This is a genomic window from Roseovarius sp. CH_XMU1461 (genome assembly GCF_037027165.1).
Classification (GTDB): domain Bacteria; phylum Pseudomonadota; class Alphaproteobacteria; order Rhodobacterales; family Rhodobacteraceae; genus Roseovarius; species Roseovarius nubinhibens.
The window spans coordinates 13,474-28,232 of record NZ_JAYMDV010000007.1 but is presented as its reverse complement, the minus strand read 5'-3'; the positions used below and the strand labels follow the sequence as shown (position 1 = coordinate 28,232).

The 14,759-nt window shown below is 62.6% G+C and carries 15 protein-coding genes; 4 read left to right on the top strand and 11 right to left on the bottom strand.

Annotated elements, in window-relative coordinates:
• Positions 1–39 precede the first annotated feature (39 nt).
• The 4 genes from WA237_RS16085 to WA237_RS16070 form a co-directional block, all read right to left on the bottom strand.
• A complete protein-coding gene (locus WA237_RS16085; protein WP_336098849.1) occupies positions 40–903 on the bottom strand; it encodes a D-amino-acid transaminase in 864 nt (287 codons plus the stop codon).
• A 4-nt stretch (positions 904–907) separates the two neighbouring features.
• The gene (dgcA, locus tag WA237_RS16080) at positions 908–1,873 is read right to left on the bottom strand and encodes an N-acetyl-D-Glu racemase DgcA (RefSeq protein ID WP_336098847.1); all 966 of its coding nucleotides are present in this window, start codon (positions 1,871–1,873) and stop codon (positions 908–910) included.
• Between the two features lie 111 nt (positions 1,874–1,984).
• Complete coding sequence (dgcN, locus tag WA237_RS16075; protein ID WP_336098846.1) at positions 1,985–2,986, bottom strand: N-acetyltransferase DgcN; 1,002 nt, start codon at positions 2,984–2,986, stop codon at positions 1,985–1,987.
• 140 nt (positions 2,987–3,126) lie between these two features.
• Positions 3,127–4,404: an MFS transporter gene (locus tag WA237_RS16070; RefSeq protein WP_336098844.1), complete on the bottom strand. Its 1,278-nt coding sequence runs from the start codon at positions 4,402–4,404 to the stop codon at positions 3,127–3,129.
• Between the two features lie 224 nt (positions 4,405–4,628).
• Between WA237_RS16070 and WA237_RS16065 the strand changes: the two genes are divergently transcribed.
• Positions 4,629–5,588, top strand: coding sequence for an L-malyl-CoA/beta-methylmalyl-CoA lyase (locus WA237_RS16065; protein WP_009813710.1), 960 nt, complete (start codon positions 4,629–4,631; stop codon positions 5,586–5,588).
• A gap of 31 nt (positions 5,589–5,619) precedes the next feature.
• Here the strand turns inward: WA237_RS16065 and WA237_RS16060 are convergent, their stop codons facing one another.
• Both WA237_RS16060 and cobO read right to left on the bottom strand, forming a co-directional pair.
• On the bottom strand, positions 5,620–6,234 hold the full coding sequence (locus tag WA237_RS16060; protein ID WP_336098843.1) for an alpha-ketoglutarate-dependent dioxygenase AlkB family protein: 615 nt from the start codon (positions 6,232–6,234) through the stop codon (positions 5,620–5,622).
• A gap of 25 nt (positions 6,235–6,259) precedes the next feature.
• Positions 6,260–6,871, bottom strand: coding sequence for a cob(I)yrinic acid a,c-diamide adenosyltransferase (cobO, locus tag WA237_RS16055; protein WP_216016116.1), 612 nt, complete (start codon positions 6,869–6,871; stop codon positions 6,260–6,262).
• A 273-nt stretch (positions 6,872–7,144) separates the two neighbouring features.
• Between cobO and dnaK the strand changes: the two genes are divergently transcribed.
• The 3 genes from dnaK (at position 7,145) to WA237_RS16040 (ending at position 11,338) form a co-directional block, all read left to right on the top strand.
• Complete coding sequence (gene dnaK, locus WA237_RS16050) at positions 7,145–9,064, top strand: molecular chaperone DnaK (protein WP_216016117.1); 1,920 nt, start codon at positions 7,145–7,147, stop codon at positions 9,062–9,064.
• Between the two features lie 76 nt (positions 9,065–9,140).
• A complete protein-coding gene (dnaJ, locus tag WA237_RS16045; protein ID WP_009813715.1) occupies positions 9,141–10,295 on the top strand; it encodes a molecular chaperone DnaJ in 1,155 nt (384 codons plus the stop codon).
• Between the two features lie 233 nt (positions 10,296–10,528).
• Positions 10,529–11,338 (top strand): division plane positioning ATPase MipZ, encoded by an 810-nt coding sequence (locus WA237_RS16040; RefSeq protein WP_009813716.1) that lies wholly within the window; start codon positions 10,529–10,531, stop codon positions 11,336–11,338.
• Positions 11,339–11,360: 22 nt separating this feature from the next.
• Here WA237_RS16040 and WA237_RS16035 read toward each other — a convergent pair whose 3' ends face one another.
• From WA237_RS16035 to WA237_RS16015, 5 genes are all read right to left on the bottom strand, one after another.
• Entirely contained in the window at positions 11,361–12,248 is an 888-nt protein-coding gene (locus tag WA237_RS16035; protein WP_336098840.1) for a DMT family transporter, read from the bottom strand.
• 40 nt (positions 12,249–12,288) lie between these two features.
• Positions 12,289–12,849 carry a DUF2585 domain-containing protein gene (locus WA237_RS16030; RefSeq protein ID WP_336098838.1) on the bottom strand — a complete coding sequence of 187 codons (561 nt, stop codon included), beginning with the start codon at positions 12,847–12,849 and terminating at the stop codon, positions 12,289–12,291.
• A 68-nt stretch (positions 12,850–12,917) separates the two neighbouring features.
• Positions 12,918–13,394 carry a DUF305 domain-containing protein gene (locus WA237_RS16025; protein ID WP_336098836.1) on the bottom strand — a complete coding sequence of 159 codons (477 nt, stop codon included), beginning with the start codon at positions 13,392–13,394 and terminating at the stop codon, positions 12,918–12,920.
• Between the two features lie 150 nt (positions 13,395–13,544).
• Complete coding sequence (locus tag WA237_RS16020) at positions 13,545–14,063, bottom strand: hypothetical protein (protein WP_336098834.1); 519 nt, start codon at positions 14,061–14,063, stop codon at positions 13,545–13,547.
• A 101-nt stretch (positions 14,064–14,164) separates the two neighbouring features.
• On the bottom strand, positions 14,165–14,683 hold the full coding sequence (locus WA237_RS16015; protein ID WP_336098833.1) for a lactoylglutathione lyase family protein: 519 nt from the start codon (positions 14,681–14,683) through the stop codon (positions 14,165–14,167).
• Positions 14,684–14,759: the final 76 nt, after the last annotated feature.

Below are 14,759 nucleotides of genomic sequence, written 5' to 3'. Positions count from 1 at the left end.
GTCGCCTGTACGGGGGCTTTTCACATCTCGGATAGCGGATCAGATCGCCTTTTTCAGGCTCTCTTCGAGGTAAATCTCGCGCAGACGATTGGCCACCGGACCCGGCACCCCATCGCCCAGCTGCGCGCCATCGATCTCCACCACCGGCATCACAAAGGCACTGGCCGAGGTGACAAAGGCCTCATCGGCCTCCTGCGCTTCGGCGATGGTGAAATTGCGCTCTTCCACCTCCATCTGCGCCTCCTTGGCACAGCGCAGAACCGCCGCGCGGGTGATCCCGTGCAGGATGTCATTGCTGAGCGCGCGGGTGATGATCTTGCCGTTCTTGACGATATAGGCGTTGTTCGACGTGCCCTCGGTCACATGGCCATCCTCAACGAGCCAGGCATCATCCGCACCGGCCTTCTTGGCCATCATCTTGCCCATCGACGGATAGAGAAGCTGCACGGTCTTGATGTCGCGACGGCCCCAGCGGACGTCCTCTATCGAGATGATTTTCATACCTTTTTTCGCCGCCGGATTGTCGGCGAGGCCGGGCTTGTTCTGGGTGAAGAGCACCAGCGTCGGCTCGGTCGTCTCGGGGTCGGGAAAGACGAAATCGCGGTCGCCGGGCGCGCCACGGGTGATCTGCAGATAGATCAGACCGTCTTCGATCTCATTGACCCGGACCAACTCGCGGTGGATCTCCAGCAGGTCGTCAAACGCCGCCGGTTTCTTCATGTCGAGCTCGTTGAGCGACCGCTCGAGCCGCTTGGCGTGACCCTCAAAGTCGATGAGCTTGCCACCCAGCACGCTGGTCACCTCATAGACCCCATCGGCCATCAGGAACCCACGGTCAAAGATCGACACTTTGGCTTCGGTTTCGGGCAGGTACTCGCCGTTCAGATATACGGTGCGCGTCATAGGTTTATCCCCACAGTTCCGGCGCGGGGGGATGCACCCCGGCCTCGTCAAAAATTAGCGGTGTCTTGCGGTCTTCGGCCAGAAGCAGCGGCCCGTCAAGGTCCGTGACCATAACCCCCTGCGCCACCAGCGTCGCCGGCGCCATCGCCAGGCTCGATCCGACCATACAGCCGACCATGACCTTGTAACCCTCTGCCAGCGCCGCCTTTTTCAGCTCGAGCGCCTCGGTGAGCCCGCCGGTCTTGTCGAGCTTGATATTGATCACATCATATTTGCCCTTGAGCCCCGGCAGGCTCGTGCGGTCATGACAGCTCTCATCGGCACAGACCGGCACCGGCCGCTCCATGCCGCGCAGCGCCTCGTCATCCTTGGCCGGCAGCGGCTGTTCGACCAGCGCCACGCCAAGCCGCACCAGATGCGGCGCGAGATCGGCATAGACCTCCGCCGACCAGCCCTCATTGGCATCGACGATGATCGTCGACTTCGGCGCACCGGCCCGCACGGCTTCGAGCCGGGGCATATCGTCTGGCGTGCCGAGCTTGATCTTGAGAAGCGGCCGATAGGCGTGTTTCGCCGCCTGTTCGCGCATCTTTTCCGGCGTGTCGAGCGACAGCGTATAGGCGGTGATCTCCGGCCCCGGCTGCGGCAGTCCCGCGAGCTCCCAGGCCCGCTTGCCCGCCCGTTTCGCCTCAAGATCCCAAAGCGCGCAATCCACCGCGTTGCGCGCCGCACCGGCGGGCAACAGGTCATAGAGCGCGGCACGATCCACCGTGCCGCTCAGCCCAAGGATCTCGGCCTCGACACTGTCGAGCGTCTCGTCATAGCGCGCATAGGGCACGCATTCGCCGATCCCCTCATGCGCCCCGTCGCGCACCCGCACCGTGAGGACATTCGCCTCGGTCCGCGACCCGCGCGAAATGGTAAAAACCTGGGCCAGTTTGAAATCGTCTCGGCTGACGGAAAACTCCACGGTGATATTCCTTTTTTCGGTCAATTCTCGGCCGCACCCAAGGGTGGGCCGCGTCAAGGCCGCCCCACCGGGGCGGCCTCTTTAGGCTTGGTTTACGCGTTGCGCATCAAATCACAGAGCGGCCAGCGCATCCACCAGCTTGTCCGACCCAAAGCGATAGGGATCGGTGGCGGGCAGACCCATCTCTTTTTCGACCTCGACCAGATAGGCTTTGGCATCGGCTTCGCTCATATGCTGCGTGTTGACCGAGACGCCGACAACCTGACAGGCCGGGTTCGACACTTGCGCCAGCGGCAGCGCCGTGTCGCGCAGCTGTTGCAGGCTCGGCTGGGTGTACTCGGGCAGGCCGCGCATATGCTCGCGGGTCGGCTCGTGGCACAGGATGAGCGCATCGGGCTGACCGCCATGGATGAGCGCCAGCGTCACACCGGAATAGGAGACGTGGAACAGGCTGCCCTGACCTTCGATCAGGTCCCAGTGATCCTCGTCATTGTCCGGGGTCAGATATTCGATCGACCCGGCCATGAAATCGGCGATCACGGCGTCGAGCGGCACACCATGGCCGGTGATCAGGATGCCGGTCTGGCCGGTGGCGCGGAACGTGGCCTTCATGCCGCGCTCTTGCATCGCCGCTTCCATTGCCATCGCGGTGTACATCTTGCCGACCGAGCAATCGGTGCCCACGGCGAGGCAGCGCTTGCCGGTGCGTTTCTTGCCGTTGGCGATGGGATAGCCCACCGTCGGCACGCGCACGTCATGCAGGGTGCAGCCATGGGTCTGTGCGGCCGCCACAAGGTCGCCCTCGTCGCGCAGCAGGTTGTGCAGGCCCGACGCGATGTCATAGCCCATCTCGAGCGCCTGGATGAGAACCTCTTTCCACGCCGCCGAGATCACGCCGCCGCGGTTGGCAACGCCGATGACCAGCGTCTTGGCACCGGCTTCCTTGGCTTCGGCCAGGGTCATGTCGGTGAGTTTGAGGTCGGCACCACAGCCCGGCAGACGGATCTGGCCAATGGCATGCTCGGGGCGCCAGTCACGGATGCCGATGGCCACTTTGGCGGCCAGCATGTCGGGCGCGTCGCCCAGGAAAAGAAGATACGGTGTTTCGATCATGGTACATCCCCAGTCAGAATCAAAAGTCGTGGAAGCTTCCTACATTCCGCCTGATATATCCTGTTGAAATTCAGGTATCCCACGGTATGCGTCGAATGTTCTTCGCAAAACTGTCACCTTGGCGCAATTTTGTCCCGCGATCACTCTTGCCGATTCCGCCCGGCTGCTCCCGCCTCGGCTGCGGCCTCCGCCTCGGCTTCGGCGGCCACCGTCTCGGCCTGCAGAACCCCCGCCTGCCCAAGGCCCATCGCCCCGAAATGCACCACTTCGCCGGTCTCTGCGGGCGCTTCGCTGCGCACCCGCCGCGCCACCGCGATAAAGATCACCGCGAGGCTCACCACGATCACCATCCCCTGCAGCCCGCGCCCACCGCCAAAGGCGATGAGGTTCGGCCCGAGCAGCATCCCGAACACCTGTCCGAACTGCTGCAAGAACGCCATCGTGCCGCTCGCCGGGACCACCTGACCGGGGGTGAGGTGATCATTGGCATGGGCCGCGAGGATCGAATAGATCGGCAAGGTCGCCCCGCCGATGATGGCAAAGCCCCAGACCGTCCGCGCCGGGGCCGTATCCACCGCCATCCAGACCGCCGCACAGGTGGCGACGACGCAAAGCCCGATCACCACATAGCGCCGGTCGGTATTGTCGGAAATCCAGCCAATCGGATATTGCACCAGCCCGCCCGCGATCATCGCCGCGACAAGCGCCCCCGAGGCCGCCGCCGCCGAAAACCCTTGATAGAGCGCATAGAGCGGCAGCGCGATGAACCACGACGCCACCGCCGCGCTCATCAGGATAATGCCAAGCACCGCCATCGGCGACACGGTATAGAGCCTGCGCACCGTCATCCGGTCCGGCGCGGAATAGTCCGGCGCCCGGTTGCCAGACAGCAAGAGCGGCACCACCGCCACCGACATCAACACCGAGGTCAGCCCGAAAAGCAGATCGCCCGACGGATCGGGCACCGCCACCAGCGCCGTGCCAAGCGCCGGGCCAATGGTCTGAATGATGAAATAGACCGACAGAACCTGCGCCCTGATCCGGTTCTCCGATTTCGCGTTGAGCCAGCTTTCGGTGACCACATAAAGCCCCGGAAAACAGATGCCCGCCATGAACCGCATCGCGCTCCAGCTATAGGGATCAAAGGTCAGGATATGCACGATTGCCGCCACCGACACCATCGAGGCCAGCGCCGAAAACACCCTGATATGCCCGACCTTCTCGATCAACAGAGGCACGGTGATCGTCCCGATCAGCGCCCCCAGCGGATAGCAGGCCTGCATGATCGAAATGGTCAGCGACGAAAACCCAAGCTCCGCCCCCCGGATCGACAAGAGCGTCACCAAGAGCCCATTGGCCACCATCAGCCCGAGCATCCCGAGGAACAGCGCCCAATTGTCGATCAATGCACGTTTCATTCTTTACCCTTCCGTTGTCTCGGCACCGGAGCCTTGGCTCGGCCTGACCGGCCGGAACCCTCCCCGCCTCGCAGGTCGCGCGCGGGGCTGTCGCACCTGTTTGCGACATCCGCGTCGTAACCGGTCAATGCTGCGAGTGCAAAATAACCTTGCGGGTGTGCGCGCAATTTAATACCGATTGGCGGGAGAAAATTGAAATTTCCTGATCCACCGGAGGTCCGCCTATGAGTTTCCGCCTGCAACCCCCCGCCCCCGCGCGTCCCAACCGCTGTCAGCTCTTCGGCCCCGCGTCGAACAAGAAACTGTTCGAAAAAATGGCCGCGAGCGACGCCGACGTGATCAACATCGATCTCGAGGATTCCGTGGCGCCCACCGACAAGGACGCCGCCCGCGCCAACGCCATCGAGGCGATCAACGGTCTCAACTGGGGCAACAAGACGCTGAGCGTGCGGATCAACGGGCTCGACACCGGCTGGTGGTATCGTGACGTGGTCGACCTGCTGGAACAATGCGGCGACCGGCTCGATCAGATCATGATCCCCAAGGTCGGCTGCGCCGCCGACATCTATGCGGTCGACGCGCTGGTCACCTCCATCGAACGCGCCCGTGGCAAGGACAAGCGGATCTCCTTCGAGGTCATCATCGAAAGCGCCGCAGGCATCGCCCATGTCGAAGAGATTGCCGCCGCCTCGCCTCGTCTCGAAGCGATGAGCCTCGGCGCCGCCGATTTCGCCGCCTCCATGGGCATGGCCACCACCGGCATCGGCGGCACCCAGGAAAACTACTATATGATCCGCGAAGGTCAGAGCTACTGGCCCGACCCGTGGCATTGGGCCACCGCCGCCATCGTCGCCGCCTGCCGCACCCATGGCGTGCTGCCGGTGGACGGGCCGTTTGGCGATTTCTCCGATGACGAAGGCTTCCGCGCCCAGGCCCGTCGCGCCGCGACGCTCGGCATGGTCGGCAAATGGGCCATCCACCCGAAACAGATCGCGCTCGCCAACGAGGTCTTTACCCCGTCGGACGAGGCCGTGGCCGAGGCCCGCGAAATCCTCGCCGCGATGGAAGAGGCCAAGGCCAAAGGCGAAGGCGCGACCGTTTACAAGGGCCGTCTCGTCGACATCGCTTCGATCAAACAGGCCGAGGTCATCGTCAAGCAATCCGAGATGATCGCCGGCAGCTAAGCCCGCGGCGACGCCATTGGGGCCGGGCGGTTCAATCGACCACGCGCAGTGTCAGGTTGATCCGCCCGCCGCCTTGCAACAGGGTCGATGTGCCGGGCTTGATCCGGTCCACCCCATGATAGGCGAGCCGCGCCGCGCCGCCCATCACCACCACATCCCCGGACCGCAGCCAGACCGAGCGCGTCGGATCGCTCCGCTCTTGGCCGCCCAACCGAAACAGCGCCTCATCGCCGAGCGACACCGACAGCACCGGCCAGGTGAAATCCGCCTCGTCGCGATCCTGATGCAGCCCCATCCGCGCCTTGTCGGTGTAATGGTTGATGAGACAGCAATCGGGCAGCCGGGTGTCACTCACCAGATCGCGCCAGATGGCCAGCACGCTCTCGGGGATCGCGGGCCAGGGGCTGCCCGACGGGTGCGCCTCGATATAGCGATAGCCACGCCGGTCGGTGAACCAGCCATAGCGCCCCGCCGAGGTCATCCGGACCGACATCGGCTTGCCGAAGCGGGTGACTGGCGCAAAGAGCGGCGCTTGTGCCACCACCTCGCGCAGATCGTCGCGCAGCGCCTCCTGCGCCGCCCGGTCGAGATAGCCGGTGTAGAAGGCAAATCCGCCGTGGCGCGTGGTCGGGGCAGGGGAGGCCATCACCTTGTCCTTGGGATTGGAGAGCTTAGAATTCCACGCCCTGCTGCGCCTTGACCCCATCGCGGAACGGATGCTTGACCAGCGTCATCTCGGTCACCAGATCCGCCGCCTCGATAAGCTCGGGCTTGGCATTGCGCCCGGTGAGACAGACATGGGTCATCGCCGGTTTCTGGCTCAGCAGGAAATCGACCACCTCGTCGATATCGAGGTAATCATAGCGCAGCGCGATGTTGATCTCGTCCAGAAGAACGAACTGGATCTCCGGGTCGAGGATCTGTTCCTTGGCAATCTCCCAGCCCCGCTGCGCGGCGGCAATATCGCGCTCGCGGTCCTGCGTTTCCCAGGTGAATCCCTCGCCCGAGACGAAAAACCGGCACTCATCCGCGAATCTCTCGCGCAGAAACGCCCGTTCCCCGACGTCGCGCCCGCCCTTGATGAACTGCACCACCGCGCAGGGCATCCCATGGGCGATACAGCGCATGATCATGCCAAAGCCGGACGAGGATTTGCCCTTGCCCGGCCCGGTATGCACCATGATGAGACCCTTCTCTTCGGTCTTGGTCGCCATCATCTTGTCGCGCGCGGCCTTGATCTTGCGCATTTTCTCGGTGTGGCGGGCATTGGCCTCGTCGGTCATGACATCTCTCCGGGTTGCGGCGTTTGGACAGGCTTTGCATCACCGGCGGGCGGCGTCAATGCGATGCCGTCTTGACCCGTGGCACAGGCGCAAAATCTCGCAAATTAAAGACAGAGGGGGCATCAGCCCTGTTGCAGCGCACAAATCCCCTCCCTATATACGCCGAGACGCGTGAGCCACGCGAGACGGGGCCATGCCGAAAGATCGGTGCCCGGATGCCATAACGGGTCCAGGCCTCGAACAATCGCCTTGAAGAAAGAAGGGATCGAAAACATGTCGAAAGTGATCGGGATTGACCTCGGTACAACCAATTCCTGCGTTGCCATCATGGACGGCAGCCAGGCGCGCGTGATCGAGAACTCGGAAGGTGCCCGCACCACGCCGTCGATCGTCGCATTTACAGATAGCGAGCGGCTCGTTGGTCAACCGGCCAAACGCCAGGCTGTCACCAACCCGGAAAACACCGTCTTTGGCGTCAAGCGTCTGATCGGCCGCCGTGCCGACGACGCGGATCTGGCCAAGGACAAGAAGAACATGCCGTTCAACGTCATCGACGGCGGCAACGGCGACGCATGGGTCGAGGCCCGCGGTGAGAAATACTCGCCGAGCCAGATCAGTGCGTTCATCCTGGGCAAGATGAAAGAGACAGCCGAAAGCTATCTCGGCGAGGAAGTGACCCAAGCGGTCATCACCGTTCCCGCCTATTTCAACGACGCCCAGCGTCAGGCCACCAAAGACGCCGGCAAGATCGCCGGTCTCGAAGTGCTGCGCATCATCAACGAGCCGACCGCGGCCGCGCTGGCCTATGGTCTCGACAAGGACGAAACCCACACGATCGCGGTCTATGACCTCGGCGGTGGTACGTTCGACGTGACCATTCTCGAGATCGACGAAGGCCTCTTCGAAGTCAAATCCACCAATGGCGACACGTTCCTTGGCGGTGAAGACTTTGACATGCGCATCGTCAACTACCTCGCCGACGAGTTCAAAAAAGAGCACGGCGTCGACCTGACCAAAGACAAGATGGCCCTGCAGCGTCTCAAGGAAGCGGCAGAAAAGGCCAAGATCGAACTGTCGAGCTCGAGCCAGACCGAAATCAACCAGCCCTTCATCTCGATGGGTTCGGATGGTCAGCCGCTGCACATGGTCATGAAACTGACCCGTGCCAAACTCGAAAGCCTCGTGGGCGACCTGATCAAAGCCTCGCTCAAGCCCTGCCAGGCCGCGCTCAAGGATGCCGGTCTCTCGGCCAGCGACATTGACGAGGTCGTGCTCGTCGGTGGTCAGACCCGGATGCCCAAGGTCATCGAGGAAGTCACCAAATTCTTCGGCAAAGAGCCCCACAAAGGCGTCAACCCCGACGAAGTGGTGGCCATGGGCGCCGCCATCCAGGCCGGTGTTCTGCAAGGCGACGTCAAGGATGTTGTGCTGCTCGACGTGACCCCGCTGTCGCTCGGCATCGAAACGCTGGGCGGTGTCTTCACCCGTCTGATCGACCGCAACACCACGATCCCCACCAACAAGAGCCAGATCTTCTCCACCGCCGAGGACAACCAGTCGGCCGTGACGATCCGGGTCTTCCAGGGCGAACGTGAAATGGCGGCCGACAACAAGATGCTCGGTCAGTTCAACCTCGAGGACATCCCGCCCGCACCGCGCGGCATGCCGCAGATCGAGGTGACCTTCGACATCGACGCCAACGGCATCGTCTCGGTTCAGGCCAAGGACAAAGGCACCGGCAAAGAGCACAAGATCACGATCCAGGCCTCCGGCGGTCTCTCCGACGAAGACATCGAAAAGATGGTCAAGGACGCCGAGGACAATGCCGAGGCCGACAAGGCCCGTCGCGAACTGGTCGAGGCCCGCAACCAGGCCGAGAGCCTCATCAACTCGACCGAGAAATCGGTGGAAGAGCATGGCGACAAGGTCGACCCGACCACCGTCGAGGCGATCGAACTGGCCATCGCGGCCCTGCGCGACGATCTCGACAAGGACGACGCTGCCGCCGACAAGATCAAGAGCGGCATCCAGAACGTCACCGAAGCGGCCATGAAACTTGGCGAAGCCATCTACAAGGCAAGCCAGGAAGAGGCCGGTTCGGAACCCTCCGCCGCCGATGAAAACGGCGCCGGTGGCGATGACGACATCGTGGATGCCGATTTCGAAGATCTCGGCGAAGACAAGCGCTCCTGAGGCGTGACGATGAGAACTGTCGCGGGGCCGGTCGTGCTGATCGGCCCCCGTCCGTTCCCAAGAAAGGAATGCGCGCATGGCCAAACGTGATTATTACGAGGTATTGGGCGTAGCTCGCGGGGCCTCCGCGGACGAGATCAAGAAAGCCTACCGTCGCAAGGCGAAAGAGCTGCATCCCGACCGCAACAAGGACAATCCCGAGGCGGAAACCCAATTCAAGGAAGCCGGCGAAGCCTATGACGTCCTGAAGGACGCCGACAAAAAGGCCGCCTATGACCGCTTCGGTCATGCCGCCTTTGAAGGTGGCATGGGCGGTGGCCCGCGCCCCGGTGGCGGCGGCCATGGTCAGGGCGATTTCGCCAGCGCCTTCTCCGATGTGTTCGACGACCTCTTTGGCGATTTCATGGGCGGGCGCGGCGCGCCCGGCGGCGGGCGGCAACGGGCCTCGCGCGGCTCGGACCTGCGCTATAACCTGCGGGTCACGCTCGAAGAGGCCTTCTCGGGCCTGCAAAAGAACATCACCGTGCCGACCTCGGTGCAATGCGGCTCCTGCAACGGCTCCGGCGCCGAAGGCGGCGGCGAGCCGACCACATGCCCGACCTGTTCCGGCATGGGCAAGGTCCGCGCGCAACAGGGCTTCTTCACCGTCGAACGCACCTGTCCGACCTGCTCGGGCATGGGCCAGACGATCAAGAACCCCTGCAAGAACTGCGGCGGCGCAGGCCGGGTCGAAAAGGACCGCGCGCTCAACGTGAACATCCCCGCCGGTGTCGAAACCGGCACCCGCATCCGCCTCTCGGGCGAAGGCGAGGCAGGGCTGCGCGGCGGCCCCTCGGGCGATCTCTACATCTTCATCGAGGTCTCCAAGCACAAGCTGTTCGAGCGCGACGACATGCATCTCTTCTGCCATGTGCCGGTCTCGATGTCGGTGGCGGCGCTGGGCGGCGATATCGAAGTGCCGACCATCGACGGCGGCCGCTCGCGGGTGAAAATCCCGGCAGGGAGCCAATCCGGTCGCCAGATGCGCCTGCGCGGCAAAGGCATGCCGGCCCTGCGCAGCAACACCCGCGGCGACATGTTCATCGAACTGGCGGTCGAAACCCCGGTCAACCTGACCGCCCGGCAGAAGGAACTGCTCAAGGAGTTCGACAGCCTCTCCGAGGACAACAACCCCGAAAGCAAGAGCTTCTTTTCCTCGGTGAAAACCTTCTGGGACAGCATGAAGAGCTGACCCCGCCCAAGGCGCCCCTCCGGGGGCGCTTTTTTCTTTCCGGCCATAGGCGCTCTTTTTGCGCCGCCCGCGCAAAAGGGCCGTGGACCGGCTCGCGCTTAACCGATATTCCAATGCAACAGATTGGGGTGAGTGTCTGCCACAACGCGCGGGCACTCTTTCTTATCGACCCGTGGGTCGATAAGGTCTTTTAACAATATCACGAGCCAAATCGTGGGGCGAGGGAACGGGACATGGCGCATATTATTGTCGTCGGGAACGAAAAGGGCGGGGCAGGCAAATCGACGGTGTCGATGCATGTCGCCACCGCCTTGGCACGGATGGGCCATAAGGTAAGCGCGCTGGATCTCGATCTGCGCCAGAAAACCTTTGGCCGCTACGCCGCCAACCGCGCGGGCTTTCTCGCCAGCGCCGAGAAATCCCTGCCCTCCGCTTCCTACCATGAACTTCCCGAGGTCGATCAGGCGAGCCTTCAGCCCGGCGAAAACGTCTATGACCGCCGCCTCTCCGAAGCGGTGGCCGATCTCGAACCCGACAGCGATTTCATCGTCATCGACTGCCCCGGCTCGCATACCCGGCTGAGCCAGGTCGCCCATAGCCTCGCCGACACGCTGATCACGCCGCTGAACGACAGTTTCGTCGATTTCGACCTGCTCGCCCATGTCGATGCCGAGGCCGATAAAATCGTCGGCCCCTCGGTCTATTCTGAAATGGTCTGGAACGCCCGTCAGCTCCGCGCGCAGGCCGGGCTCAAGCCGATCGACTGGATCGTGCTGCGCAACCGGATGGGCGCCCAGCAGATGGTCAACAAGGAAAAGATGGGCCGCGCCCTCGACGCGCTCGCCAAGCGCATCGGCTTTCGCGTCGCGCCGGGCTTCCACGAACGGGTGATCTTCCGCGAGCTGTTCCCGCGTGGCCTCACCCTCCTTGATCTCAAGGACATCGGGGTGAAACAGCTCAACATCTCCAACGTCGCCGCCCGTCAGGAATTGCGCGACCTGATCAAATCGCTGAACCTGCCCGGCGTCGAGGTGAATTTCTAACCCTCAAAGCTCCGAGAGCTGCTTAGGCCCCGATCTCCGGGGGCATCGCCCTGCCGCGCCGCCGCGACAGGGCGACCATATTCGACACCACCAGCGCCCCGATCACCACCGCCCCGCCAACAAGGGCCCAGCGGCCCGGATCTTCGCCCACCACCGCCCAGACCAAGAGCGGCGCCAGCACGCTTTCCAACAGGATCAGCAAAGCCACCTCCGCCGAGGTGATATAGCGCGGCCCCAGCGTCAGCAGACAGGTGGCAATCGCAATAAACGCCCCATGCCCGAGGAAGAGCAGCCATTGCCCCTCCAGCGCCGGCCACGGGTCTACCACCAGCAACAGCGCCAGCGCCGCCCCGATATAGCTGATCGGCACCGCCGGGATCATCGACACCTGGCGCAGCTGCCGCACCGCCGTCAGCGCCCCGGAATAGGCCAGCGCCACATAAAGCGCCCAGAGATCGCCCTTCCACGACGCAATCTCATTCTCGGCCGAGCCATAGGCGATGATCCCGAGCCCCGCGATCACCACGATCATCGTGTAAACCATCCGGCTGCTGATCCGCTCGCCGAGAAACACCCGCCCGAAAATGGCCGAGAAAATCGGCATCGAGGCAAATATAAAGACGACATTGGCCACGCTGGTCTGCGTCACCGCGAGAACGAACCCCGGCGCGGTCGACCCCATCAACAGCATATAGATGAGCCCCGGCCGCCCGGTGCTGAGCGACGCCCGCACCGCCCCCGCCCCCTGAAAGGCCAGCACGCCCAAGAGCACGATCACCCCGGCCCCCAGCCCGCGCCAAAAGGCCACGACCATGGGATCGGCCTCGATCAGCCGGACAAAGAGCGAATCCGGCACCACGAACAAGACCCCCAATGTGGTCAGCAGCAATCCTTTGGCATGATCATTCATGTCCAAGTCGTCGCCAAAACGATGCGCTTTGTAAAGCCTGCTATCCCGCCGCCTGCCATTCGCGGATCGCCTCCACCGGCGACAAGAGCATGATCACGTTGAGCGCCAGACCATCGCGGATGATCCACATGGTCAGCAGCTCAAACCCGATCACCACCGCCAGGCTCGCCCAGACCGGCAACCGCCGCGCGAGCCAGAACCCCACAAACATCGCCACGATATCCGACGCCGAATTGAGCACGCTATCGCCATAGTAATCGAGCGATATGGTCGCCTCGCGATAGCGTTCGATCACCGCGTTGGTGTTCTCGGAAATCTCCCAGGCGCATTCGATCAGCGTCGCAATCACCAGCCGCCAGCCGAGCGGTACCCGCCGCGCCACAAGCCAGAGCGCCGCGTAGAAAATGAACCCGTGCAACAGGTGGCTCGGGCTGTACCAGTCAAAGACCTGCTGCGATCCCTCGCTGGTCCCCACCGTGCCCCAAAGATCGACCCAGCCGCAGTCACACCATGGCGCGCGCCCCATCATGAGCAATATGACAAGCGTCCCAAACGTGAGGGCCGCGGTGATCCAATAGGGCAAAGATACAGACCGTAACATGCCCGCAGTTAACCGAAAGCCTGCGCCGGGGTCCATCCGGTTTGGATCGGACCCCGCGCCTGGGTGACCTATTTGCCATCCACCTCTGGCGTCGCCTTCGGACCGCCCTCAAGATCGGTGATCAGCGCCTTCATCTCGGCGATCTCTTTACGCTGCGCCTTGATGATGTCCTCGGCCAGGCTCTTCACCCGCGGATCGCTGAGATTGGCGCGCTCGCTGGTCAGGATCGCGATCGAATGGTGCGGGATCATCGCCCGCATCCAGCTCTTGTCCTCCACCGTCGCCTGACTGCGCAAGAGCGTGAGCGCAAAGGCAAAGACCACCACGCTGCCGGCAACGATCACCAAATTGAGCGTCTTGTTGTCATACATCGACAGCATGAACCCCAGCATGATCACCGCCATCACCGCCCCCATATAGAGCGCCATATAGAGCCGGGTTTCGCTGAAAAACACGTGATCGAGCGCATAGCTGTTGAGATACATCAGCCCATACATCACCACCGTCGAGGTGACGATCATGGCAAGAAAACGGGTATAGCTCATCGCGGATCTCCTCTTGTTGTCTTGCCCTCCCAACAAGTTTCCAGCGTGGGAGGGTTCCCAAAAATCGGCACCAATCCGCCCAAATCCACGCAAAAATGCCGCCGCACCCTCTGGCGCGGCGGCACAAAACCCCGTGGGGCAAAACTCACATCATTCGAAATCGAGACGCTCGACGACCTTCTCGGCATAGGCCGCAATCATCGCTTGATAGAAATCTTCCTGCGACGGCGGGATCAGATACCAGCCCTCGGGCAGTTCCATGCCCTCACCGGTCTTTGCGACAACGGTCAGCGGGAAGGATTGCAGCACTTCCGGGTCTGCCTTGCCTTCCGTGGTATTGCCCGAGTCGAGCCCCGAATGCACCGCGATGATGCCTTCGAGATGGTTGAACTCGCCGCTGTCGGGCAGCACCGTGTCGCCATCAATGGCCACTTTGGTAAGCTGCACCTCAAGGCGCGGCGCGGTGGCGTCGTCAAAGTTGAGCTTGTCGGCAATCGCCTTGCCCAGATCATCGTCCAGCGTCGGCCAGAAATCGAGAGCATTGCTGTTCTCATAGGCGCTGAGATCGGCCTCGACCTCGACGGCCGAAACGGTGGGCATATCCGCCATCGCGGCGAAGCCCGCGAATGACATCGACAGGGCGAGTGCAGTGGTCTGCATGAATTTCATAACGTAGGTCCTTTCCTCAAAGTTGACCTTGGCGCGGCTCTGCGCCGTCCATGCTGCTGCAACGTGTGATGCTGAACTTGGTTCCCTCGCCCCGCCCGCGCTTAGCCATAGGCCCCCGCCGAATAGGTGAGCTCATAGCTGTGCGAATAGAGCTCAAAGACGATGCCGAACGGGTCTTCGACATAGACCATGCGATAGGGTTTCTCGCCGGGGAAATATTCGCGCACGGGCATGCGCTGCTTGCCCCCCGCCGCCACGATCCGCGCCAAGAGCCCCTCGAGATCGGGGTCCTGAATGGCAAAATGAAACAGCCCCACCCGTTTGTGGGCGAGATTGTCCTCGGGCGTATAAGCCTTTGGAAACTCGAACAATTCAAACCCGATCCGATCCGCCGTAGCGAGATGGGCGATGCGGAACTTGCCCCAGCCGGGGCCAAAGACGTCATTGCACATCACGCCGATATCGCTGTCATCCTCGGCAATCTCGGTGGGCTCCATGATCACATAGAACCCCATCACATCGCGGTAAAAGGCCACCGCCCGGTCGAGATCGGGCACGGACAAACCGATATGGGAAAAACTTCTCGGGCTGGTCTGGGGGGATTGGGATGTGTCGGTCATAACGCTCTCCTATGGGCTGCTTGCCCCCGATATGCGCCCGCCCTGTCATTTCGTCTAATTATCATTTAGACTCGAA